The sequence below is a fragment of the Streptomyces cirratus genome, from assembly GCF_014650775.1.
GTDB lineage: Bacteria > Actinomycetota > Actinomycetes > Streptomycetales > Streptomycetaceae > Streptomyces > Streptomyces cirratus.
In genome coordinates this window covers 116,413-140,324 of sequence record NZ_BMVP01000010.1, presented here as the reverse complement: position 1 = coordinate 140,324, position 23,912 = coordinate 116,413, and the positions used below count along the sequence as shown (strand labels likewise).

The 23,912-nt window shown below is 73.2% G+C and carries 16 protein-coding genes; 10 read left to right on the top strand and 6 right to left on the bottom strand.

Annotation, left to right across the window (positions count from 1 at the left end):
- Window positions 1–116: 116 nt before the first annotated feature.
- On the bottom strand, window positions 117–746 hold the full coding sequence (locus tag IE207_RS23210; protein WP_190186207.1) for a hypothetical protein: 630 nt from the start codon (window positions 744–746) through the stop codon (window positions 117–119).
- A 214-nt stretch (window positions 747–960) separates the two neighbouring features.
- The gene (locus tag IE207_RS23205; RefSeq protein WP_190186206.1) at window positions 961–3,120 is read right to left on the bottom strand and encodes a RecQ family ATP-dependent DNA helicase; all 2,160 of its coding nucleotides are present in this window, start codon (window positions 3,118–3,120) and stop codon (window positions 961–963) included.
- Window positions 3,121–3,251: 131 nt separating this feature from the next.
- On the opposite strand from IE207_RS23205, the gene IE207_RS23200 reads away from it, so the two are divergent.
- From IE207_RS23200 to IE207_RS23170, 7 genes are all read left to right on the top strand, one after another.
- Window positions 3,252–4,514: a DUF4192 domain-containing protein gene (locus IE207_RS23200; RefSeq protein ID WP_190186205.1), complete on the top strand. Its 1,263-nt coding sequence runs from the start codon at window positions 3,252–3,254 to the stop codon at window positions 4,512–4,514.
- Window positions 4,515–5,014: 500 nt separating this feature from the next.
- Window positions 5,015–6,982, top strand: a complete 1,968-nt coding sequence (locus IE207_RS23195; RefSeq protein WP_190186204.1) for an amylo-alpha-1,6-glucosidase — start codon at window positions 5,015–5,017, stop codon at window positions 6,980–6,982.
- A 69-nt stretch (window positions 6,983–7,051) separates the two neighbouring features.
- The gene (locus tag IE207_RS23190; RefSeq protein ID WP_190186203.1) at window positions 7,052–7,798 is read left to right on the top strand and encodes an NUDIX hydrolase; all 747 of its coding nucleotides are present in this window, start codon (window positions 7,052–7,054) and stop codon (window positions 7,796–7,798) included.
- Window positions 7,799–8,067: 269 nt separating this feature from the next.
- A complete protein-coding gene (locus IE207_RS23185) occupies window positions 8,068–10,041 on the top strand; it encodes an ATP-binding cassette domain-containing protein (RefSeq protein ID WP_190186202.1) in 1,974 nt (657 codons plus the stop codon).
- A gap of 205 nt (window positions 10,042–10,246) precedes the next feature.
- Complete coding sequence (locus IE207_RS23180) at window positions 10,247–11,134, top strand: FadR/GntR family transcriptional regulator (RefSeq protein ID WP_190186201.1); 888 nt, start codon at window positions 10,247–10,249, stop codon at window positions 11,132–11,134.
- Window positions 11,135–11,569: 435 nt separating this feature from the next.
- Complete coding sequence (locus IE207_RS23175) at window positions 11,570–13,144, top strand: RNA polymerase sigma factor (protein ID WP_190186200.1); 1,575 nt, start codon at window positions 11,570–11,572, stop codon at window positions 13,142–13,144.
- 124 nt (window positions 13,145–13,268) lie between these two features.
- The gene (locus IE207_RS23170; protein ID WP_190186199.1) at window positions 13,269–14,231 is read left to right on the top strand and encodes a S1 family peptidase; all 963 of its coding nucleotides are present in this window, start codon (window positions 13,269–13,271) and stop codon (window positions 14,229–14,231) included.
- A 90-nt stretch (window positions 14,232–14,321) separates the two neighbouring features.
- On the opposite strand, the gene IE207_RS23165 is transcribed toward IE207_RS23170, so the two are convergent.
- Window positions 14,322–14,558, bottom strand: coding sequence for a DUF7455 domain-containing protein (locus IE207_RS23165; RefSeq protein WP_030239625.1), 237 nt, complete (start codon window positions 14,556–14,558; stop codon window positions 14,322–14,324).
- A gap of 446 nt (window positions 14,559–15,004) precedes the next feature.
- Between IE207_RS23165 and IE207_RS23160 the strand changes: the two genes are divergently transcribed.
- From IE207_RS23160 to IE207_RS23150, 3 genes are all read left to right on the top strand, one after another.
- The gene (locus IE207_RS23160; protein WP_190186198.1) at window positions 15,005–17,125 is read left to right on the top strand and encodes a DNA gyrase/topoisomerase IV subunit B; all 2,121 of its coding nucleotides are present in this window, start codon (window positions 15,005–15,007) and stop codon (window positions 17,123–17,125) included.
- A gap of 153 nt (window positions 17,126–17,278) precedes the next feature.
- On the top strand, window positions 17,279–17,764 hold the full coding sequence (locus IE207_RS23155; RefSeq protein WP_190186197.1) for a DUF485 domain-containing protein: 486 nt from the start codon (window positions 17,279–17,281) through the stop codon (window positions 17,762–17,764).
- A complete protein-coding gene (locus tag IE207_RS23150; RefSeq protein WP_190186196.1) occupies window positions 17,761–19,353 on the top strand; it encodes a monocarboxylic acid transporter in 1,593 nt (530 codons plus the stop codon). The genes IE207_RS23155 and IE207_RS23150 overlap by 4 nt, the downstream gene beginning before the upstream one ends.
- A gap of 90 nt (window positions 19,354–19,443) precedes the next feature.
- On the opposite strand, the gene IE207_RS23145 is transcribed toward IE207_RS23150, so the two are convergent.
- The 3 genes from IE207_RS23145 to IE207_RS23135 form a co-directional block, all read right to left on the bottom strand.
- The gene (locus IE207_RS23145) at window positions 19,444–20,148 is read right to left on the bottom strand and encodes a DUF7342 family protein (RefSeq protein WP_190186195.1); all 705 of its coding nucleotides are present in this window, start codon (window positions 20,146–20,148) and stop codon (window positions 19,444–19,446) included.
- A complete protein-coding gene (locus IE207_RS23140) occupies window positions 20,145–21,761 on the bottom strand; it encodes an ATP-binding protein (RefSeq protein WP_190186194.1) in 1,617 nt (538 codons plus the stop codon). Before IE207_RS23140 ends, IE207_RS23145 begins: the two co-directional genes overlap by 4 nt.
- An 890-nt stretch (window positions 21,762–22,651) precedes the next feature.
- Window positions 22,652–23,899: a citrate synthase gene (locus IE207_RS23135; RefSeq protein WP_190186193.1), complete on the bottom strand. Its 1,248-nt coding sequence runs from the start codon at window positions 23,897–23,899 to the stop codon at window positions 22,652–22,654.
- Window positions 23,900–23,912: the final 13 nt, after the last annotated feature.

The following is a 23,912-nucleotide window of genomic DNA, read 5'->3' as shown; positions in this document are numbered from 1 at the left end:
CGGTGTCGAGGGCGCGGTGTGCGCGTCCGAGGACGCGGTGCCGGGACTGCCGTGCGACGCCGGCTGAGGGCGCGGTGCCGAGGCTGTCGTGCGGATGCCGTAGCGGCGGGACGGGCTCAGCGTGCGGCGGTGTGGCGCAGCGCCGCCGCCGCGCCGCCGACCGTGCGCAGGGGCGCCTGGGCCGGTTCGGCCGACGTGGCGCCGAGGAACTCGGGGCGGGAATCAGAGCTGGGTCTGCGGCCGCCGCGGCCCTCGCCGAGCACCTGCCAGCCTCCGCGCGTCAGCGTGATGTACGCCCCGCAGCGCAGCCCGTGCAGGGTGCAGGCGTCCCGCAGCCCCCACATCCAGGCGCCGTCCTCCTCGGTCCACCGCTCGTCGCCCTCGCGGCAGTACAGCAGCACCGCCGTGCGCACCGGCGTCCGGCGCCGCAGGTCGTGCGGCAGGACGCGACGCAGCCGGGACAGCAGGGCGTTGCGGTACTCCCACCCGTCGGCCGATACCGACCGTTGCACGAACGAGGCGCTCGCCACGAGCCGTTCCTCCGGGTCGAGTACGGCGATCACGGCGGTGGACGGCACGGGATGGTGCCTGGAGTGCAGCCCGCTGACGACCTCGCGCGGATTGCTCAGCAGGGGCACCCCCGCGGCCGACCACTCGGCGGGTTCGAGCAGTCTGCCGTGCCGGCTGGCGCCGCCGGTGGCCGTGGTCAGGGACGTGGTCGAGGGCGGGGCGAATCCGATGGTCACGGTCCTCCCTTCGGGTACACGCCCGCGAACGGGCACGGCTGGGATGTGGGCGCGCCGCGGCACGGCCCTGGAGAGTGCCGACGAGCCGAGCGGGAGCTCTCCGATTCTCGCGTGGCCCGCGAGCATGGGGCAATGAGCATTTGGGGCCACCGACCGGAATTCGCCGGTATGCCGTTCATATCCTTGCCCCGCCACGCCGCGCATGACGCATTCGTTATGGCTGGAGCGCCAGCACCAGGGGGAACACCTCCTTCGCGCCCGCCCGGCGGAGCAGCCGGGCGGCCACCGCGAGCGTCCAGCCGCTCTCCGCGCGGTCGTCCACGAGGAGCACCGGACCGTCCGCCTGCGCCAGTGTGGCAGCCAGGGCAGGAGGTACGGTCAAGGCCAGATGGAGCCCTCGGACGCGTTGGGCGCTGTTGGAGGAGGGGAGCCCGAACTCCGGGGCCTCGTCCGTGTAGGAGAGCGCTCCGAGCATCGGCATCCTCCCGACCTCGGCGATCCGCGCCGCCAGGGAGCCGACCAGCTGCGGGCGGCTGCGCGAGGGCAACGCGACCACGCCGATCGGCCGTGCGGGAGCGTCCGGAGCCTGCGAAGCCCAACCACCGGGCCCCCGCGCCCAGTCGGCGAGCACCGCCACCACCGCCTGCGCGACATCGTCCGGAACCGGCTGATCCGGTGCCTGCCGTGCGAGCATCGGGCGCAGCCGGTTGCCCCAGCCGATGTCGGAGAGCCGGCCGAGCGCACGGCCCGTGGAAGCCTGTTCCCCGGCCGGGATGCGGCCCTTGAGGTCCACGCCCACGGCCGCGAGGCCGGTCGGCCACATCTTGCGGGGCTCCAGTTCGACGCCGGGACGCCCCAGTTCGCCTCGGGCGGTGTCCAGGGCGGTGCTGGAGACCTCCGCCGTGAAGCGGGCTCCCGCGCAGTTGTCGCAGCGGCCGCAGGGCATCGCTTCCTCGTCGTCGAGCTGGCGGCGCAGGAACTCCATCCGGCATCCGGTGGTCGACGCGTAGTCACGCATCGCCTGCTGTTCGGCCGCCCGCTGCCTGGCCACCCACGCGTAGCGCTCGGCGTCGTAGGTCCAGGCCTCGCCCGTCGACGTCCAGCCGCCCTTCACCCGGTGTACGGCGCCGTCCACGTCCAGGACCTTGAGCATCGTCTCCAGGCGGGTGCGCCGAAGGTCGACCAGCGGTTCCAGCGCGGGCAGCGACAACGGCCGCCCCGCCTGGGCCAGTACGTCGAGAGTGCGGCGCACCTGCTCCTCGGGCGGGAACGCCACGGAGGCGAAGTACTGCCAGATGGCCTCGTCTTCACGGCCCGGCAGCAGCAGCACCTCGGCGTGCTCCACGCCTCGGCCGGCGCGGCCCACCTGCTGGTAGTAGGCGATGGGGGAGGAGGGTGAGCCCAGGTGTACGACGAATCCCAGGTCGGGCTTGTCGAAGCCCATGCCCAGGGCGGACGTGGCGACGAGGGCCTTGACCCGGTTGGCCTGGAGGTCGTTCTCGGCCTGCTCGCGGTCGGCGTTCTCGGTCTTGCCCGTGTACGAGGAGACCGTATGACCCCGGTGACGCAGGTAGGCGGTGACCTCCTCGGCGGCGGCCACGGTCAGCGTGTAGATGATCCCGGAGCCGGGGAGCTCGCCGAGGTGGTCGGCGAGCCAGGCCAGCCGGTGCGCCGCGTCGGGGAGGGAGAGCACCGACAGGCTCAGGCTCTCCCGGTCCAGCGGGCCGCGCAGCACCAGGGCGTCCGTCCCGGCGCCGGTCCCCAGCTGCTCGGCGACGTCAGCGGTCACGCGGGCGTTCGCCGTGGCGGTGGTGGCCAGCACGGGGACGCCCGGCGGCAGATCGGCGAGCATGGTGCGCAGCCGTCGGTAGTCGGGGCGGAAGTCGTGCCCCCAGTCGGAGATGCAGTGCGCCTCGTCGACCACGAGGAGGCCCGTTGCGGCGGACAGCTTGGGCAGCACCTGGTCCCGGAAGTCAGGGTTGTTGAGCCGCTCCGGGCTGACCAGGAGGACATCGACCTCACCTGCCGCGACTTCGGCCTGGATCCCTTCCCACTCCTCGGGATTGGCGGAATTGATGGTGCGGGCGTGGATGCCCGCCCGGGCGGCGGCCTCGACCTGATTGCGCATCAGCGCGAGCAGCGGGGAGACGATCACGGTGGGACCGGCTCCGCCGGCGCGCAGCAGCGAGGTGGCGACGAAGTAGACCGCGGACTTGCCCCAGCCCGTGCGCTGGACCACCAGCGCACGCCGCTTGTCCGCGACGAGGGCCTCGATCGCGCGCCACTGGTCCTCGCGCAGCCGAGCGGTGCCCGTGGGGTCGCCCACCAGGCGGGCGAGTACGGAATCGGCCGAGGACCTCAGGTCTGCGTTCATGCCCCCATGCAACCTGATGCCTCTGACATCGCGCCAATGCCGCACGGGGCCTGTGGATGTTGAAAACTGGACGAGTTTGGGGGTTATCCACAGGCCTTTCGCGAAATGATCAGGCACGGGACCGTCGACGCATGACGAAGAACCACGAATCACCCAGTCCGGCCGGACGGCGGTCCACCAGCCCCTCCGGTTCACCCACGGCGTCCCAGATCACCCTGCGCAGTCCGGCCGAGCTGGCCGACGCGCTGCCCTACATGCTCGGCTTCCACCCGACCGACTCCCTGGTCCTCGTCGCGGTCCACGGCGAAGGCGGCCGCTTCGGCGGGCGCCTTCGGGTAGGCATCCCAGCGTCGCCCTCGGAATGGGAGGACACCGCCCGCCAGGTCGCCGAGACCCTGATCCGGGGCAGTGAACGCCGGGGCGGCAAGCCCGACGGGATCGTCGTCTACCTCTGTCAGGACCCGCTCGGCGGGGAGAGCGCGCAGCGGGTGATGACCCGGCTGCGGCCGCTCGCCCACCGGCTGCGGCTGGCCTGCGGGGCGCTCGACGTGCCCGTCATGGAGGCCCTGTGCCTCTCCGGCGGCCGCTATTGGTCCTACACGTGCCCCGACGAGCGGTGCTGCCCGGCGGAAGGCAACCCGATGGCCCTGCCGGGCACCTCGGTCATGGCCGCCGCAGCCACCTTCGCCGGGATCCAGGTCCGGGGATCGCTCAAGGAGATCGAGGGCCGCCTGGCACCTCTGGGCGGTGCGGAAGCCGTCGAGCAGGAGAAGGCCCTGGAGCGAGCGGCCGTCGCCCTGGTGCCGAAGATCCTCGACGGGGCGAGCCGGGAGGAGGTCGGCGCGGAGACCCTCGCGCTGGCCAGGAGCTTGATGCGGCGGCTGACGCTGGCGCCGCCGGCCGAGACCGGCCCGGGAGCGGACGGCTGGGACGACGCTCTGCTCGGCCACGACGAGGCGGCCGCGCTGATCATCGGTCTCCAGGACCGGGAGATCCGTGACATCGCCGCCGAATGGATGGAGGACGAGGAGGCGGGGCCGGCCCTGCGGCTGTGGCGGGCCCTGGCCCGGCGCTGCGTCGGGGCGTACGGGGAACACGCCGCCGCCCCCCTGACCCTTGCCGGCTGGGTGTCGTGGTCCACCGGTGACGAGCCGACCGCGCGGATCGTGCTCGGGCTCGCGCTACAGGCGGACGCCGACTACCGGTTCGCCCAGCTCCTCCACCACGCCTGCAACGAAGGCATCGATCCGGAGGGACTCAGGGAGTGCCTGCGGGAGGAGCGCAGGCGCCGGGAACCTCGCCGAAAGCGCCCGGCCACGGGCAACCGCCCACCCGGCCGCCGCTCCAAGGCGGACCGCCGCCAGTCCCGCCGGGGTGCGGGGAGCGAGCGGTGAACCGGCAGCGGGGGACAGGGGGAGGGCGGCTGCGGGGCGTCCCGCTCCGTGGTCCGGATCCCCGGGGATGCCGCGGAAGGTGGCCCGGCCCCTTCCGGCGGTGGGCTGCGGTGGTGCGGCTGCGGGGGGTCGCCTGCGCAGTGCGGGGGCTGCCCGGTCACCGCTTACCGGGAGCGTCACCGCTCCGGTCCTGCGTTGCCCGGGCCGTCGCCGGCTCGCGGCTCGGGCCGATCCATGCACAGGCCTTGCGCGGCCCGTGGCCTGAGCCGCGCCCCGCGCAGGCCCTCGGCTGTTCGCGGGCCGGGCAGGGGAGGGCCGGTGTCCCGCGCCGCCGCCGACCCGATCGGGGGATCTCCGGGGGTGGCTCCTGGGCCCGGCATCCGGCTCGAGCGTCGGCGGGGCCCGTGACCCGGGCACGGGTAGGGGCGTTCAGCTGGGCGGTGGTGGGTGACCGGCCCCGCCGACCAGCAAAACGGACCGGAGCGCAGACAAGGCGACGCATGGCCCACCCCGTACCTCCGCCCCGCAGGCCCGAGTTGCCGCCCGTGCACGGCGCCGTCATCTGCGTCGCCGCACCCTGCCTGGTCATCTCGCCCGAGCACGGCCAACTGACCGGTCGGGGACTCGACGGGATCTACCGCGCGGGACGCCGGCTGCTCTCCCGGTGCGTCCTGCGCGTCGGGGGCCGGGAACCGGTCGCCGTCCAAGGGCGCAGCCTCGGGGCGGACCGGGCGGCCTTCACCGCCACCGTCCGCACTGGAGCCGAGGCCGGCCCGGACCCGGACATCGGCGTCGAGCGGGTGCGGCACGCCGACGGCACCGAGCGGATCACCCTGCACAGCTATGCGGCCAGGCGGGTGCGCCTGCCCGTGGAGCTCGCGCTCGGCACCGACTTGGCGGAACTGGCCGCCGTGGCGGCCGGCCGCACCGGAGCGGAGCTCCCGGCCGGGGTGCACGCCGCCGGGCTGCGCTGGAGCACCGGTGAGGTGCATGCCGTCACCACCGCGGAGCCGGCCCCCGACGACTCCCTCGCCTCCTCGGGCCTGCTCCGCTGGCAGCTCGACCTCGGGCCGGGTGAAAGCCGCACCATCGAGCTCCGGACCACCGGTGTCCGCACCGCGCGCGCCCCGGCCGGGCAGGTGGCCAACCCGCTGTCCGAAGCGCGGGCCGAGGGGGACGACCCCAGGGCGGAGGCCTGGTTCCGTACCAGCGCCGAGGATCTGGCAGCCCTGCTCCTGAGGGATCCCGCGGATCCGGGGGACGCCTTCGCCGCGGCCGGGGTCCCCTGGCGGCTCGGTCTCGCCCCGGCCGAATCGCTGTGGGCCGCCCGGATGGCCCTGCCGCTCGGCACCGGCCTGGCCGGAGCCACCCTGCGCACCCTCGCCCGGACCCAGTCGACCGGACGAGGGCCCGACGCCGGGAAGATCCCCGGGCCGCTGCGCGGGGCCGGACCGCAGCTGCCGCCCTGCTGCACCGGGACGGAGGCCACCCTCGCCTTCCCGGCGGTGCTGGCCGAAGCGTGGCGTTGGGGGCTGCCCGAGGCGGAGGTGGCCCGGCTGCTGCCGACAGCGGAGCGCTGCCTCGGATGGCTGCGCGGGGCCCTGGGCGAGGACGGCTTCCTGGCCGACCCCGACCCGGGACCCCGGCGCTGTGAAACCCAGGCCCACGCGCACCGGGCCGCGTTGCTCGGCGCCGAACTGCTGGCCGGGTGCGGGCGGGACGGCGCCGAGGAATGGCGGGAGTGGGCGGCCGGACTACGGGCCAGGTTCCGGACCGCGTTCTGGATCGACGGCCCCGACGGCGGGCGCCCGGCCGCGGCCCTGCACCCCGACGGGCGGCCGCTGCCCCGGCTGACGGGCGCCGCCGCGCACCTGCTGGACACCGGACTGCTGGGCGGCGGCCGACTCGCCGACGGCTTGCTCGACCGGGTCCGTACCGAACAGCTCGCCCGGCTGCTCGGGGCCCCGGCCATGGACTCCGGCTGGGGCCTGCGGAGCATGGCGGCCCGCGAACCGGGCCACAACCCCTTCGGTCACCGCTCCGGAGCGGTACGGGTACACGAGAGCGCGGTCGCGGTGGCGGCCCTGGCCCAGGCCGGCTTCGAGAAGGAGGCGGCGGGGCTGCTGCGGGGCCTGCTCGACGCCGCGGAGAGGTTCGGGTACCGGCTGCCGGAGATGTACGCGGCGGAGCAGCGCACCGCGGGCAGCGCCCCCTACCCGCACCCCGCTGCCTGCCGTCCCGCCGCGGTGGCCGCGGCGGCCGGGATCCACGTCCTGACCGCGCTCGCCGGGATCCGCCCCGACGCCCCCGGCAAGACGGTCGCCCTCGCACCCCTCGCGGGCGCCCCGCTCGGCGCCCTGCGCCTGTCGGGCCTGCGGGTGGCCGGGGAACCGTTCGCCGTACGGGTCAGCCGTCTGGGGCTCGCCATGGTGGAGGTGGCGGCTGATGCGCTGCAACTGGGAGGCTAAGCTCCGCAATACCGTCTCCGGGGTCACCAAAGCTCTGTTTATCGTCAGGCAGACGACTATGATCGCGGCATGTCGCCCTACGACCCGTCGGCCTTTCCGCCCTTCGCCGTCACCGTCGACCTGGTCGTGCTCACCGTACGGCGCCACGCGCTCTGCGCGCTGGTCGTCCGCCGGGGTGAGCAGCCGTTCCAGGGCCGATGGGCCCTGCCCGGCGGCTTCGTGCGCGACGAAGAGGATCTGGCGGCGGCCGCGGCCAGGGAACTCTCCGAGGAAACCGGTCTGTGCGCGCACGATCCGGGTGTTCCGGGCGTGGGCAACGGCGCGCACCTCGAACAGCTCGCCACGTACGGAGACCCGAAGCGGGACCCCAGGATGCGGGTGGTCAGCGTGGCCCACCTGGTGCTGGCCCCCGACCTGCCCGCGCCCCGGGCGGGCGGCGACGCCAACAGTGCGCGCTGGGCCCCCGTCGACGAACTGCTCGAGGCCGGTGAACAGGCCTCCGCGGGACTCGCCTTCGACCACGCGAGGATCCTCGCGGACGGTGTGGAGCGGGCCCGCTCCAAGATCGAGTACTCCTCCCTGGCCACCGCCTTCTGCCCGCCGGAGTTCACGGTCGGAGAGCTGCGCCGGGTCTACGAGGCCGTGTGGGGCGTGGCGCTCGACCCCCGCAACTTCCACCGCAAGGTCACCGGCACCCCCGGGTTCCTGGTGCCGGCGGGAGGGACCACGACCCGTCAGGGAGGCCGCCCGGCCCAGCTGTTCCGGGCCGGCGGGGCCACCTTGCTCAACCCGCCGATGCTGCGACCCGAGGTCTGACGCCCCGCCACTTTGGCCCGGCTCCTCCCGGGGCGGCCCGTCACCCCGGCTCGGCTCCTGCCGGGGCGGGCCGTCACCCCGGCTCGGCTCCTGCCGGGGCGATCCGCCGCCCCGCCCCTACTCGCCGGGCTCGCCCGGTGGGGGACGTGTTCGGGTGGCGACACGACCGGGTCCACGACCTACCTGCCCCGAAAATCGGACATATCGCGTTATCTTGCTTGCGGTACTCATCCTGCCGCAGAGCGGTCTCACCCCCCGCGAGAGAAGCGATGCTCCAGGCCATCGGACTCACCAGCACACCCCGTCGAGACCTTCCACCCGTCGTGGACGACCTGACCTTCGAGGCCCGCCCCGGGTGCGTGACCGCCCTGCTCGGCGAGCCGGGCTCGGGCAAGACCACCGCGCTGCGGCTCATGCTCGGACTCGAACCGGGCCGCGGCGTCACTTACTTCCGAGGCCGCCTGCTGCATCAGCTGCCGCATCCGGGCCGTGAGGTCGGGGTCCTGCTCGGGGACGTGCCCGGCAACCCGTCGCGGACCGTCCGCAACCAGCTGCGGATGCTCTGCGCCGCCGCCGGGGTGCCGGCCGCCCGGGCCGACACCATGCTGGAGGTCGTCGGTATCGCCGGCCTGCGCGACCACCGGCTCGGCTCCCTCTCGCGCGCGATGGAGCGCCGGTTCGCACTCGCCGCGGCGCTCCTCGCCGACCCCTGCACGCTGCTGCTCGACGAACCCGCCGCCGAACTCTCCCCCCGCGAACGGAACTGGCTCTACGGGCTGTTGCGCCGGCACGCCTCCCTCGGTGGCGCGGTGCTCTTCACCACCGACGACGCGAAGGAGGCGGCCCGAGGCGCCGACCGGGTCGTCTCCATCGAGGCGGGCCGGCTCGTCGCCGACCAGGACGCCGCGGACTTCGCCCGGACCCGGCTGCGGCCGAGGGTCGCCGTACGCACCCCGCACGCGGCCCGGCTGGCCGACGTGCTGGGGCGCGAGGCCCGGGCCGCCCGGCGCGCCGTCGAGATCGTCGCGGAGAGCGGCACCCGGCTGTCCGTGTACGGCAGCAATTGCGCGGAGGTGGGCGAGGCGGCGTTCCGCAACGGGGTCCTGGTCCACCAGCTCGCCGACGAGACCGGAGACGTGGGCGACGCCGGCGACGCGGGAGCACCGGCCCGGCCGGTCCCGCAGGCCCGCACCGAAGCCCGCGCCACCGACGCGCGCGCCGAGGTACGGATCGACGCCCGTGCGGAGACGCGCAAGGAGGCCGGGCAGCAGGCGGGGCAGCAGGTCGGGCACCAGGCCGGGCAGCAGGTCGCCCCCGAGGCACGCGCCGCGCACGGCTTCCCCGGCGGCCCCGAACTGTCCGCCGGGGCCTGGGCCGAGACCTGGTCCGCGACCGAGTCCGCCCATGACCTCCCGCCGGTCCCGGGCGACACCCAAGGCGGCGGCCCCGTGGCCTCGGCCGTCCGCAGGGTCGGCGGCCCGCTGCGGCCCCTGCGCTACGAGTTGCTCCGTGTCTTCGGCACCGCCACCCCCTGGCTCACGGCGACCGTCGTGATCGCCGCCTCCGCGATCACCGCCGTCCTGCTCGCCCGGAGCGGCGCCGCCCCGCGCGACCGGATCCTCGCCGCCTGGCCCGACCTGCTGCCGCTGCCGCCCGCAGCCCTCGGCGCGGGTCTGCTCGGGGCCCTGGCCTTCGGCGAGGAATACCGCTACCCCGCCCTTGCGGCGGCCCGGGGCACCGTGCCGCGCAGGCTGGGGCTGCTCACCGCCAAACTCGGCGTCTGCTCCGTCCTCGCCCTGCTGATCGGCGCCCTCGCCCTCTTCGCCGACGCCTGCGCCGTCGGCCTGGTCTTCGGAGCGGCCCCACTGCGCTCGCCCGCGCAGTGGATCGCCCCGGCCGTGGGCTGGGCCGGCCTGCTCATGGGCTGCTCCTGGGCCGGCGTCCTGGCCTCCGCCGTCTTCCGCTCCACGGCGGCCGGCCTGGCCGCGGTACTCGCAGTGCCGGTGGCGGTCGTGCCGCTGGTGCGCAAGGCGCTGGCCGGGCCGTCCGCGTACCCGGTGGACGGGATCGTCTCGCGGTTGCGGGGGATGTCCGCGGCGCACTGGCCCCCGGAGGCGGACCGCTTCGTGCTGGGCGTCCTGCGGATGATGGCCCAACCCGTCGGTACGGCCCTGGTGTTGTCGTTGATCGTCCTGTTGTGCGCCTATGGGTTCACAGGACTGCGTAGCCGAGTGCGCTGGTGAGAGACCGATGCTGACCGTTCCGGTGCGAGACGGGGCGCCAACGGGATCGTTGGAGTCCGCATCACGCGAAAGGGACCGCAACTCCGCGCAATAGGCCCGGTTCTTTACGATAAGTCGTCAATTGAGTAAGTGGCGCCGATCACCCTTTCGTGTGCTTTTCACCAAAGACCTCAAGGGCGATCGAGGCGCAGCCGACAAAGGATTCGTGAGTACCCTTGCGCACACCATGATGACCGCCGCCCGCCACACCGACTCCGGTCTCGCCGGCCCGGGCGAACTCGACCGCTACCCCTTCGCGGAGACCCCCGGGTCCGACCGGGTCGGGCCACCCCACTGGGACGGCGCCGACGTGGAGTTGAGCCGTGTAGGCCGCCGCGCGGCAGGCAGTCGGGGCCGTGGACTGCACGGCCAACTCGTCCAGCAGCTCGGTCAGATGATCGTCTCCGGCGACCTCGGTGCGGACCGCCCCCTGGTCCCCGAGGAGATCGGCCAGCGCTTCGAGGTCTCGCGGACGGTCGTCCGCGAGTCGCTGCGCGTCCTGGAGGCCAAGGGCCTCGTCAGCGCCCGCCCGAACGTGGGGACCCGAGTCCGCCCGGTCGCCGACTGGAACCTGCTCGACGCCGACATCATCGAGTGGCGGGCCTTCGGCCCGCAGCGCGACGACCAGCGCCGCGAGCTGGGCGAACTCCGCTGGACCATCGAACCGCTGGCCGCCCGCCTCGCCGCCGGCCACGGCCGCCCCGACATCCAGCAGCGGCTGGCCGACATGGTCGAGATCATGGGCCACGCCCTCGGCCAGGGCGACGCGATCACCTTCGCGCGCGCCGACAACGAGTTCCACGCGCTGCTGATCCAGGTCGCGGGCAACCGCATGCTGGAGCACCTCTCCGGCATCGTCTCCGCCGCCCTCCAGGTCTCCGGCAGCCCGGTCACTGCCTGCGACCGCCCCAGCGAGACCTGCGTGGCGCACCACGCCCGCATGGTCGAGGCACTCGCGGCCGGGGACGCGACGGGCGCCGAGAACGCCATGCGTCAGCTGCTCACCGTGCACCCGGAGGTCGAGCGCGTGGTCCCGGCCCCGCGCGAGCACTGAGAGGCCGACGCGGCGCGGCGCGGGCGTTCGCCGCGCCAGGGTTCACCGCGCGGGCGTCGCCACACGCGTTCCACCGCGCGCGTTCCACCAAGTGTCGCCGGGTCCGAAGCGGGCCCGGCGACACCCGTGTGGGTGGCCGCCGCAGCCACGCGAAGTGACTCGCGCGGCGCCCCACGAAGCATGCTCATGACCGTATGACCGGCATTGCCGGAAAGCGGTGTGACTCGGACCACGAAGATTGGGCGTAACGCTCCGCGACGTCACGCGATGACTCAAGAGGTGATGGCCGACGGAGGGAAGACAGCAGCCCTTGCGGGTGCTGTGCAGCTCCCCGGCCCCTGCCCGCGCCCCCGGCCCATCCCCAGTCGGTGGTCGTCGGCCACGGTCCAGCACCACCAGGCCGGGGTCGGAAGCCGTTCCCATCGTTCCGAGAGGTTGTTCGTGTCGGCCAGCACATCCCGTACGCTCCCGCCGGAGATCGCCGATTCCGAGTCTGTGATGGCGCTCATCGAGCGGGGCAAGGCCGAGGGGCAGATCGCCGGCGATGACGTGCGTCGGGCCTTCGAGGCTGACCAGATTCCTGCGACCCAGTGGAAGAATGTTCTGCGCAGCCTCAACCAGATCCTCGAGGAAGAGGGTGTGACGCTGATGGTCAGTGCCGCGGAGTCGCCCAAGCGCACCCCCCGCAAGAGCGTCGCAGCGAAGAGCCCGGCCAAGCGGACGGCGACCAAGACCGTAGCGGCGAAGACGGAGGCCGCACCGGCCGCCGAGCCCGCGGCACCGGAGACGCAGACGGCGGAGCCGGACATCGCCGACGCCCTCGCGGAGGAGCTCGGAACCGAACCCGTCGCGAAGAAGACCGCGGCGAAGAAGGCGGCGGCCAAGAAGACCGCGCCCGCCAAGAAGGCGACCGCCAAGAAGACGGCGGCGAAGAAGACGGCGGCCAAGAAGGACGCGGACGAGACCGACGAGGAGACCCCGGAAGAGGGGCCTGTCGCCAAGGCCGAGTCCGAGGAGGAAGAAGACGGCGGGGAGAACAAGGGCTTCGTCATCTCGGACGACGAGGACGACGCCCCCGCGCAGCAGGTCGCCGTGGCCGGCGCCACCGCCGACCCCGTCAAGGACTACCTCAAGCAGATCGGCAAGGTTCCCCTCCTCAACGCCGAGCAGGAGGTCGAGCTCGCCAAGCGGATCGAGGCAGGCCTCTTCGCCGAGGACAAGCTGGCGAACTCGGACAAGCTGGCGCCCAAGCTCAAGCGCGAGCTGGAGATCATCGCGGAGGACGGCCGCCGCGCCAAGAACCACCTGCTGGAGGCCAACCTCCGCCTCGTGGTCTCGCTCGCCAAGCGCTACACCGGCCGTGGCATGCTCTTCCTGGACCTGATCCAGGAGGGGAACCTGGGCCTGATCCGTGCCGTGGAGAAGTTCGACTACACCAAGGGCTACAAGTTCTCCACGTACGCGACCTGGTGGATCCGGCAGGCGATCACCCGCGCCATGGCCGACCAGGCCCGCACCATCCGCATCCCCGTGCACATGGTCGAAGTGATCAACAAGCTGGCCCGTGTGCAGCGCCAGATGCTCCAGGACCTGGGCCGCGAGCCCACCCCGGAGGAACTGGCCAAGGAACTCGACATGACCCCGGAGAAGGTCATCGAGGTCCAGAAGTACGGCCGTGAGCCGATCTCCCTGCACACCCCGCTCGGCGAGGACGGCGACAGCGAGTTCGGCGACCTGATCGAGGACTCCGAGGCCGTGGTCCCGGCCGACGCCGTCAGCTTCACGCTCCTGCAGGAACAGCTGCACTCGGTGCTGGACACGCTCAGCGAGCGCGAGGCGGGCGTGGTGTCGATGCGCTTCGGCCTGACCGACGGGCAGCCCAAGACGCTGGACGAGATCGGCAAGGTCTACGGCGTCACCCGCGAGCGGATCCGCCAGATCGAGTCCAAGACCATGTCGAAGCTGCGCCACCCGTCCCGTTCGCAGGTCCTGCGCGACTACCTCGACTGACCTGCCCGACCGACCTGCCCCTCACGGGCGGCGGCAGGGCGGCGCCGGTGGCCGCGCGGGTGCGCACGGCCACCGGGCATCCCACTCTGGGTGGAGTCATGCACACCTGGAGTCAGGAGGCCTCATGCGTCGTTTCTTTGCCCGTGCCCTGGCGGGCGTGCTGACGCTGGTGGCGGGAGCGGCCGCGGCGCATCCGGCCCAGCTGCCCCGGGCGGTCGCGGACGGCGTGGTGATCGGCGGCCAGCCGGTGAAGGTCGCCGACAGTCCGTGGGTCGTGGCCCTGGCCAGCCGTGACCGGTTCGGGGGTACGCGGGGCGGCCAGTTCTGCGGCGGCGTCCTCATCGCCCCGGACCGGGTGGTCACCGCGGCCCACTGCCTCGGGCGGCAGGTGCTGGGCGGCCCCGTCGAGGGGGTGCCCGACCTGCGGGTGATCACGGGGCGTACGGAGCTGCGGGCGACCGACGGGCGCGAGATCGCGGTGCGCTCGGCCCGGGTGAACCCGGAGTACGACCCCAAGAGCAACTCGGGGGACATCGCGGTGCTGGAACTCGCCGAAGCGGTCCCGGCCCACTCCGTCCTCCCCGTGGCCGGCACCGGGCATCCGGCGTACGAGCCGGGCACCCAGGCGGCGGTGTACGGGTGGGGCGACACGAGCGGTTTCGGCGACTACGCCTACGGGCTGCGCGCCGCACGTGTCACGGTGCTGTCGGACGAGGTCTGCGCCAAGGCGTACCCGGGCGACTCGGACGGGCAGTACCTGCCGGAGTCCATGGTGTGCGCGGGCGAGCAGGAGGGCGGCAAGGACGCGTGTCAGGGCGACAGCGGCGGCCCGCTCGTCGCGCGGGGGCGGCTCATCGGCCTGGTGTCCTGGGGGAGGGGCTGCGGGCGCGCCGACAGCCCGGGGGTGTACACGCGGATCTCCGCGATGGCCGGGTTCGTGAGCAGCTCGGAGAGGGCCGTGCAGCCGTCCGAGCGGCAGCAGCCCGTGATGGGCTCCCCGAGGGCCTCAGCGCGCCGCTCAGCCCCCCCTCGAAGGGCCGTGAAGCCTGCGCACCGGCCCGGCGCACCGGAGGGCCGGGAAAAATGAGGACGGGCGGCTCCCCCTGGGTCTCAGGGGGAGCCGCCCGTCGACCGGCCTGGCCGGTCCTGGCTCGTCGGATGCGAGGGTAGGCCTGTGTCAGCGGTCCTCGGTGTCGGCGGCATTGGCAGCCGGAGCGGACGTAAGCCGCTCGGTCTCATCCTGTATTTCCGCGGCGATCTTCTTGAGTTCCGGCTCGAACTTACGCCCGTGGTGGGCGCAGAAGAGCAGTTCACCGCCGCTCAGCAGGACGACGCGCAGATATGCCTGGGCGCCGCAACGGTCGCATCGGTCAGCGGCCGTCAGCGGGGTCGCGGGTGTCAGAACAGTAGTCACGTCGCCTCTTCTCTAGCTCGACGAGCTGTCGTACCAGGGTCAACATCCAACCAGGCCGAAAACGTTCCCGCTCGCGGCTTTCTTTCGAAACTTCCTTCCGAAGCTGGCCGGCTGTTGCCGGTTGGCGGCGAAGGAGCCGTATTGCGTTGCTTTACGGTTTCGCGTTGTCAGTCGTTCGCTTGTTGCAGTTCCGTCCTCGCCGGCATGAGCGCCGGTTGTTCATGAGGACGTGCCCGAACCCTAAATGGTTCATGCGTGGAAGGGAACGTGATGTTTGCGTCACCCCCACGGGGGATCGAACAACCGTGCGGATCTGCACTAGGCTGGGGAAGCGACGAGGGTGGCGTTGCATCGGCTCTACCAGGCCTCGGTACCCTCTGACGGGCGACCGAGCCACCCCTGCGCCCAACCGGGCCAGAAAAGAAATTCAGCGAGGAGCGAACTGCGTGACCGCCGACACGTCCGTGCCTTCCAGCGCGCTGCTGTCCGGAGCAGACCGGGACGGTTCCAACTACACCGCGCGGCACCTGCTCGTCCTCGAAGGTCTTGAGGCCGTCCGCAAGCGCCCCGGCATGTATATCGGCTCGACCGACAGCCGGGGCCTGATGCACTGCCTGTGGGAGATCATCGACAATTCCGTCGATGAGGCCCTGGGCGGCTACTGCGACCACATCGAGGTGATCCTCCACGAGGACTCCTCCGTCGAGGTCCGGGACAACGGCCGCGGCATCCCCGTCGACGTCGAGCCCAAGACCGGCCTCTCCGGCGTCGAGGTCGTCATGACCAAGCTGCACGCCGGCGGCAAGTTCGGCGGCGGCTCCTACGCGGCCTCCGGCGGCCTGCACGGCGTCGGCGCCTCCGTCGTCAACGCGCTCTCGGCCCGGCTCGACGTCGAGGTCGACCGCGGCAGCTCGACGCATGCCATCAGCTTCCGCCGCGGCGTGCCCGGAATGTTCACCGAGCAGGGCCCCGACAGCCCCTTCGACCCCGCCAACGGCCTGCGCAAGACCAAGCGGATCGCCAAGGGCAAGACGGGCACCCGGGTCCGCTACTGGGCCGACCGGCAGATCTTCCTCAAGGACGCCCGGCTCAACCTGGACACGCTCTACCAGCGCGCCCGCCAGACGGCCTTCCTCGTCCCCGGCCTGACGCTGGTCGTCCGCGACGAGCGGGCCATCGACGGCGCCGGCAAGACCGAGGAGGTCTTCCGCTTCGACGGGGGCATCAGCGAGTTCTGCGAGTACCTCGCCCAGGACAAGGCCGTCTGCGACGTACTGCGGCTGACGGGCACCGGGACCTTCAAGGAGACCGTCCCCGTCCTGGACGAGCGCGGTCACATGACCCCCACCGAGGTCACGCGCGAGCTCGGCGTGGACATCGCCCTGCGCTGGGGCACGGGGTACGAGACCAACGTCAAGTCCTTCGTGAACATCATCGCCACGCCCAAGGGCGGCACCCACGTCTCCGGCTTCGAGCGTTCGGTCGCCAAGACCGTCAACGAGGTGCTGCGCTCGGCGAAGCTGCTGCGCGTCGCCGAGGACGACGTGGTCAAGGACGACGCGATGGAGGGCATGACGGCGGTCGTCACCGTCCGCCTCGCCGAGCCGCAGTTCGAAGGCCAGACCAAGGAGGTCCTCGGGACCTCCGCGGCCACCCGCATCGTCGCCGCCGTGGTCGCCCGGGAACTCAAGGCCTTCCTGACCTCCACCAAGCGCGACGACAAGCAGCAGGCCCGCGCCGTCATGGAGAAGATCGTCGCGGCCGCCCGGACCCGCATCGCGGCCCGCCAGCACAAGGAGGCCCAGCGCCGCAAGACCGCGCTGGAGTCCTCCTCGCTGCCCGCCAAGCTGGCCGACTGCCGCAGCGACGACGTCGAGCGCAGCGAGCTGTTCATCGTCGAGGGCGACTCGGCCCTCGGTACGGCCAAGCTCGCCCGCAACTCCGAGTTCCAGGCTCTCCTGCCGATCCGCGGCAAGATCCTCAACGTCCAGAAGTCCTCGGTCTCGGACATGCTCAAGAACGCCGAGTGCGGCGCGATCATCCAGGTCATAGGAGCCGGATCGGGCCGGACCTTCGACCTCGACGCCGCCCGCTACGGCAAGATCGTCCTGCTCGTCGACGCCGACGTGGACGGCGCGCACATCAGGTGCCTGCTGCTCACGCTCTTCCAGCGGTACATGCGGCCGATGGTCGAGGCGGGCCGGGTCTTCGCCGCCGTGCCGCCGCTGCACCGGATCGAACTCGTCCAGCCGAAGAAGGGCCAGGACAAGTACGTCTACACCTACTCGGACAACGAGCTGCGCCAGACGCTGCTGGAGTACCAGCGCAAGAACATCCGGTACAAGGACGCCATCCAGCGCTACAAGGGCCTTGGTGAGATGGACGCCGACCAGCTCGCGGAAACCACGATGGACCCGCGCCACCGGACGCTGCGCCGGATCAACATCGGCGACCTGGACTCCGCCGAGTCGGTCTTCGACCTCCTCATGGGCAACGAGGTCGCCCCGCGCAAGGAGTTCATCACCGGCTCCGCCGCGACCCTGGACCGTTCGCGCATCGACGCCTGAGCCGACTCCACGGGGCGGATCCCGGCACCGGCGCTCTTCACTCCTCACCCATCACCTGAATGAGTGAAGAGCGCCGGTAAGGCCGTCCGGAAAGCCCCCATTGCCCCATCCTTGTGGCTCGCGGCCAATGCGGTCGCGGACAAGGAGAGTTCGGTGGACAAGCACGAAGGTCGTGATGCCGGAACGATCCGGCTGGACGACCCCTGGTACGACGCGCTGGCAGTCGGCTGGGGAGAGGGCGCCGCGGCGGATACCGCGGGCCCGATGGCCGGCGACCGGCCCGCACCCGGCGCGTCCGACATCTACCTCGAAGTGCAGCGCAGCGCGGCCTTCCGGGAAGTGCGAAGCCGCTACCGCAGGTTCGTCATCCCGGCGACCGCCGGCTTCTTCTTCTGGTACGTCGCCTACGTGATCGCCGCCACCGCGGCGCCCGGTCTGATGGCCCGGCCCGTCGTGGGCGCGGTCAACGTGGCCCTGCTCGCGGGCCTGGGCCAGTTCCTCACCACCTTCCTGCTGACCTGGGCCTACGCCCGGCACGCGCGGCTGCGCCGGGACCGGGCCGCGCTCGACCTGCGCTGGACCGTCTTCGAGCAGGAACGGGGCCGGCAGCGGAACGGGGCCCGGGAGGAGGGGCGTTGAGCACCGAACACCAGGCCCTCGCGCTGGTCCTGTTCAGCGTCTTCATCGCGATCACCCTGGGCATCACCACGTGGGTGAGCCGCAACCGGCGCGGCTCGGCGGAGGAGTTCTACGCCGGCGGGCGCCTCTTCTCCCCGCTGGAGAACGGGTTCGCCATCGCCGGCGACTACATGTCCGCCGCCTCCTTCCTCGGCATCTCCGGCCTCATCGCGCTGTTCGGCTACGACGGCATGCTGTACTCGGTGGGGTTCCTCGTCGCGTGGCTGGTGGTCCTCTTCCTGGTCGCCGAACTGGTCCGCAACTGCGGACGGTTCACCCTGGCCGACGTGGTCGCGGCCCGGATGAGCCAGCGGCCGGTCCGGATCGCCGCCGGCACTTCCTCGGTCGTGGTCTGCGTGCTGTACCTCGTCGCGCAGATGGTCGGCGCGGGCAGCCTGGTCGGGCTGCTGATCGGCGGCTCGGGCACCGCCGCCAAGACCTTGATCGTGATCGGCGTCGGCGCGCTCATGGTGGTCTACGTGTCGTTCGGCGGCATGCGGGCCACCACCTGGATCCAGATCGTCAAGGCCGTACTGCTGATGGGCGGCGCGGTCACCCTGACCGTACTGGTGCTGCTGCGCTTCCACGGCGACGTCAATCAGCTGCTGACCACCGCAGCCGGGCGCAGCGGACACGGCGCCCGGTTCCTGGGCCCGGGCCTCAAGTACGGGGCCGACTGGACGGCTCGCTTCGACTTCATCAGCCTGGGCCTCGCCCTCGTCCTGGGCACGGCCGGCCTCCCGCACATCCTGTCCCGCTTCTACACCGTGCCGACGGCGCGTGCGGCGCGCCGGTCCGTCGTCTGGGCCATCGCGCTGATCGGCGGCTTCTACCTGATGACCATCGTGCTCGGGTTCGGAGCGGCCGCGCTGCTCGGGCCGGGCGAGGTCCGGGCGTCGAACGCCTCGGGGAACACCGCGGTCCCGCTGCTCGCGGGATTCCTAGGCGGGGGCATCGATTCGACCGGGGGCGCGGTGCTGTTCGCCTTCGTCGCCGCCATCGCCTTGGCGACCATCCTCGCGGTCGTCGCCGGGATCACCCTCGCGTCTTCGGCGTCCGTCGCGCACGACCTGTACGCGTCGCTCAAGCGCCGCCACGGCCGGCAGCGCAGCGAGGTGGCGGTGGCCAAGGTGGCGGCCGTCGGGATCGGGGCGGTGGCGATCGCCCTGGGCCTGCTGGCCCAGGACCTGAACGTGGCGTTCCTGGTCGGGCTGGCCTTCGCGGTGGCCGCCTCCGCGAACCTGCCCGTGCTGCTGTACTCGCTGTTCTGGCGGGAGTTCACCACGAGGGGGGCCGTCTGGTCGGTGTACGGGGGGCTGGTGCCGGCGGTGCTGCTGGTCGTGCTGTCCCCGGTGGTCTCCGGCAGTGCGGACTCCCTGTTCCCGGGAGCGGACTTCCAGTACTTCCCGCTCCAGAACCCCGGGATCGTGTCGATCCCGCTGGGGTTCCTCGCGGGCTGGCTCGGCACGCTCACCTCGGCGGAGGCTCCGGATGCGGCGAAGCACGCGGAGACGGAGGTCCGGTCGCTGACCGGGGCGGGCGCGGTGTGACGGGTCGCGGTGTGACGGGTCGCGGTGTGACGCGGGCCCGGTGCGGGGCGGCCTCTGGCCGGGCGGTCTTCTCCGGCGCCCGGACAGGGCCTACGCCGGGCCGCGGTCCTGGGGGCGCCAGCTGTAGCGGTGCTCCGGGCGGCCGGTTTCGCCGTAGCGCAGGGCGAGCGTGACCCGCCCCGAGCGGTCCAGCAGCTTGAGGTAGCGCTGGGCGGTCTGGCGGCTGATGCCCGCGCGGTCGGCGATCTGCTGGGTGGACAGGGGCCCGTCGGCGGTGCGCAGGACCTGGCGGACCAGTTCGGCGGTGGTCGGCGAGTGGCCCTTCGGCAGGTCGTTGGGGCTCTCGGCGGCCGCCAGGGCCCCGAAGAGGCGGTCCACCTCCGCCTGTTCGGCCTCGCCGCCGGCCTCCAGGGCGTGCCGCAGGGTCCGGTACGCCTCCAGCCGGGTGCGGAGCCCGGTGAAGGTGAACGGCTTGACGAGGTACTGGAGGGCACCGAGGCGCATGGCGGCCTGGACGGTGGTCAGGTCCCGGGCGGCGGTGACCATGATGACGTCGGTGCGGTGGCCGTTCTGGCGCAGGCGGCGCACCAGGTCCAGGCCGTTCTCGTCGGGGAGGTAGTGGTCCAGGAGGATCAGATCGACCGGATGGGAATCGAGGAACTCCAGGGCCTCGGCCGCCGAGTGGACTTCGGCGGACACCTGGAAGCCGGGAACCTTCGCCACGTACGCCGCGTTGATCCGGGCAACACGCATGTCGTCGTCGACGACCAATACGTGCATCGGGGTCTCGTTCATCGCAGGGCCTCCGGGAGTACGACGGAGAACTCCGCCCCTCCGTCCGCTGTCCCGCCGGCCCGGACCGCGCCGCCCTGCCGCTCCGCCAGGCGGCGCACCAGAGCGAGCCCCAGCCCGCGTTCGCGGTGGGCCGAGGGCTGCTTGGTCGACCAGCCCTCGGTGAAGATCTCCTCGCCACGGCCGGCGGGGATGCCGGGACCGCTGTCCCGGACGTGGAGCAGCGCCGAGCGCCCTTCGGCGCGCAGCTCGACCTCGACCCACGGCGCCGCCGAGGCCGCGGCCGCGTCCAGGGCGTTGTCGACCAGGTTGCCCGTGATGGTCACGAGGCCGCCCGGATCGATGAGGCTGTCCGGGAGCGAGGTGCGGTCGGCGAGGCGCAGGGAAACGCCCCGCTCGGCGGCGACCGCGCCCTTGCCCACGAGCAGGGCGGCCAGCAGCGGGTCGCGGACCTTCTCGGTGACCTGCTCGGCAGTGCTGCGGTGCACCCCGGCGACCTCGGTCACGAAGTCCGCCGCCTCCTCGTGGAGGCCGAGCTCCAGCAGGCCGAGGAGGGTGTGGAGCCGGTTGGCGTGCTCGTGGTCCTGTGCGCGCAGGGCCTCGATCAGGCCGCGGGTGGAGTCCAGCTCCCGGGCCAGGTGCTCCAGCTCGGTGCGGTCGCGCAGGGTGGCGACGGCGCCGCCGTCCTCGGTGGGCATCCGGTTGGCCACCAGCACCCGGGCGCCCTGGACGGTCAGCAGGTCGCGGCCGGTGACGCGGCCCGAGAGGACGTCGGTGGTGCGGCCCGCGCCGAGTACGTCGTCCAGCGCGCGCCCCGCGAGCGCGTCGGCGGAGTGTGTCGGCAGGCCCAGCAGCCGGGCGGCTTCGTCGTTGACCAGGCGGATCCGTCCGTCGCGGTCGAGGGCGATCACGCCTTCGCGGATGGAGTGAAGCATCGCCTCCCGCTCGGTCAGCAGGGCGGAGATGTCGGAGAAGGCCAGGTCGCGGGTCTGCCGCTGGATCCTGCGCGAAAGCAGGTAGGCGGCGAGGGCCCCGGCGGCCAGGGCACCGCCCGCGTAGGCGAGCAGGCCCGGGATGGCCCCGACCAACCGGTCCCGGACGCTGTCGTAGGCGATGCCGACCGAAACGGCGCCGACTATCTCCCCGTCGGCGGCCAGCAGCGGGACCTTGCCGCGGGCCGAGCGGCCCAGGGTGCCCTCGTCGATCTCCATCACGTCGCGGCCCGCGAGGGCGTCGCCGGGGTCGGTGGAGACGGGCTTGCCGATGCGGTCGGGGCTGGGGTGGGAGCGGCGGATCCCGTTCAGGTCCACGACGACCACGTACTCGGCGCCGGTGGCCCGGCGGATCCGCTCGGCGGCCGCCTGTACGGGGCTGTCCGGGACGGGGGCGGAGTCCAGCAGGCCGGAGGCCAGCGCCGGGTCGGCCGCCGCGCTCTGGGCGATCGCGAGGGCGCGGCGCATGGCCTGGTCGTCGAGCTGCGAGCTGAGCGGCGCCAGGAACAGCCCGGTGGCCAGCACCGCGACCCCGGCGGCGATGGCGAGCTGCGTCAGCAGGATCTGGGAGACGGCCCGTCTGGGCAGCCCGAGGCGCCGAGCGCTGGTGAGGAGGAACCGCATGGGTAGCACCGTAGGTCGGCTCCGGCACAAGCGGAATCCTCGCCCGCACTACGGTCCGGCCCGCCGGGCGTGGACTCTCGCCGTTGGCGGACGCCGCTGGCGCGTGTGCGGCGGGGCCGTTGGCCGGTCGTGAGCGGTTCGTCTGGCCGGGCTGGCGCTGCCGGATACCGCTGGGCGGGGCCGTGGCGCCGGTCCGCGCCGGGTGGGGTGGCAACCGGTGGCCGGCCGTACCGGCTCTCATCCGTTCCGTCGCGCCCGGCCGCAGTGAGGGACGTCACCGCGGCCGGGCAGCACGCGCAACTGGTGCGGAGGCTTCGTGCGCCCCGCCCGGCGGCGCACCTCGCCGGGCGCGCGCAGGACGCCGAGCGCCGGTACGCCGCGGCGGTCGAAAGGATGGGCCGCCACGGTTTTCGGGTGCCCAGCCCGGTCGCGGCGCTGGGGCCGGCCATCACTGCCGCGACGGCGCGGCCGCGGCGCTCCGGTGGTGCGGGCACGGCGCCGCCGAGCGCGGCCGGCACCCGTGCGGTCAGGGCCATGCCGCAGACCGGGGCGAAGGGCGGGTCGAAGGCGGTGACGAGGTTGCCGGTGGTGAAGGCGGCGAAGCCGGTGAGGAACAGGGTGCTGTGCGGCCAACGGGTCGGGAGCGCGTAGGCGCTGATCGGCCGGCCCGCGGCGCCGCCCGTGACACCGAGGGCCGGCCGCGTCCGGGGGATTCCGGCGACGACGCAGCCGTCGGTGCCACCGGTCCGAAGAGAGGCCGACCCGTAAGGGCCGTCCGGGTGCTCCCGCCACTTCGGCGGTGGTGACGGCTGCCGGTTCGGCTTCCGTCGACCCCTCCGCGCCGTCGTACACCTCCCGCCGCGCCGCACGTCCCGGCTCGTGCCCTCGCGTCAGGGGAGGGGGCGGGGTGGGCGGGGGCCGGTGTAGTGGCCGCTGGGGCGCATGCGGAGGGGGCGCTCCTGGTACTCCTCCAGGGCGTGGGCGATCCAGCCCGCCGTCCGGGACACCGCGAACACCGTCTCGCCCGCCTCGGCCGGCATGGCGTACGACACCGTCAGCACCGCCACCGCCAGGTCGACGTTGGGGTACAGCCCGCCGCCGTGGCGGGCCATCACCTCGGCCACGTCCCGGGCCGCCCCCAGCGCACGGGAGGCCTGCGGCAGCTGCTCCAGCCGCGCGAACAGTGCCTCCGCCCGCGGGTCCTGGCCCCGGTACAGGCGGTGGCCGAGCCCCGGTACCCGGCGTCCCGCCCGCAGGTACTCCGCCACCACCGGCGCGGCCCCGCCCCGCTCCAGGACTTCCACCAGCATCGTGTGCGCCAGCCGTCCGGCGGCTCCGTGCAGGGGCCCTTCGAGGGCCCCGAGTCCGGCCGAGACCGCCGCGTACGGGTGCGCCCGCGCCGACGCCGCCACGCGCACGGCCAGGGTCGAGGCGGCCAGGTCGTGGTCGGCCAGCAGAGCCAGCGCGAGATCCAGCACGGCCAGGGCGTCCGGGTCGGGCTCCTGCGGGGTGAGCCGGGACCACAGCCGCCGGGCCAGTCGCGTGTCGCCGCCCCACTGGGCGGGCCCCACCTCGGGCAGCGCCCCGACCAGCGTCGGGATCAGACAGCGCGCGGAGCCCAGTACGGCGGTCTCGGACAGGTCGAACCGCAGCGGATCCGCCACGGCTGCGGCGGCGACCGCCACCCGGAGCCGGTCGACGGGACCGCTGTGCTCGGGCAGAGCGGCCACCGAGCGCCGCGCCGCGGCCAGGGCCTCAGGTGGCGCGGTGAAGCGGGCTCCGGGGGCCGGCTTCCCGGTCCAGAGCCACTCCGCGACCTCCTCGTAGCGGTGCCGGGAAGCCAGTTCCACCGCGTCCACGCCGCGGAAGTAGTACCGGTCGTCCTCGATCAGGGTGAGGGAGGTCCGGACGGAGAGTTCCCCCGAGGCGGCCGCCGGACCGGCCGCCTCGCGCCGGTTGCGCCGGGCCAGTGCCTCGACTTCGCGCGCGTCGAAGCTGCTGCCCCGTCCGACCGCGTCCCGCCGGCTGGTCAGCTGCCCCCGGCTCACGTAGGCGTACACCGTCGCGGGCTTCACCCCGAGTGCTTCCGCCGCTTGCCGGGTGGTGAGCCGTCGCTCGCCGTCCGCCTGCTCGTTCATGACAGACACCCTA

Excerpts from the sequence above, each read along its gene's own strand:
- IE207_RS23205 (WP_190186206.1), bottom strand. The coding sequence starts at position 3,120 with ATGAACGCAGACCTGAGGTCCTCGGCCGATTCCGTACTCGCCCGCCTG.
- IE207_RS23200 (WP_190186205.1), top strand. The coding sequence starts at position 3,252 with ATGACGAAGAACCACGAATCACCCAGTCCGGCCGGACGGCGGTCCACC.
- IE207_RS23195 (WP_190186204.1), top strand. The coding sequence starts at position 5,015 with ATGGCCCACCCCGTACCTCCGCCCCGCAGGCCCGAGTTGCCGCCCGTG.
- IE207_RS23190 (WP_190186203.1), top strand. The coding sequence starts at position 7,052 with ATGTCGCCCTACGACCCGTCGGCCTTTCCGCCCTTCGCCGTCACCGTC.
- IE207_RS23185 (WP_190186202.1), top strand. The coding sequence starts at position 8,068 with ATGCTCCAGGCCATCGGACTCACCAGCACACCCCGTCGAGACCTTCCA.
- IE207_RS23170 (WP_190186199.1), top strand. The coding sequence starts at position 13,269 with ATGCGTCGTTTCTTTGCCCGTGCCCTGGCGGGCGTGCTGACGCTGGTG.
- IE207_RS23145 (WP_190186195.1), bottom strand. The coding sequence starts at position 20,148 with ATGAACGAGACCCCGATGCACGTATTGGTCGTCGACGACGACATGCGT.
- IE207_RS23140 (WP_190186194.1), bottom strand. The coding sequence starts at position 21,761 with ATGCGGTTCCTCCTCACCAGCGCTCGGCGCCTCGGGCTGCCCAGACGG.
- IE207_RS23135 (WP_190186193.1), bottom strand. The coding sequence starts at position 23,899 with ATGAACGAGCAGGCGGACGGCGAGCGACGGCTCACCACCCGGCAAGCG.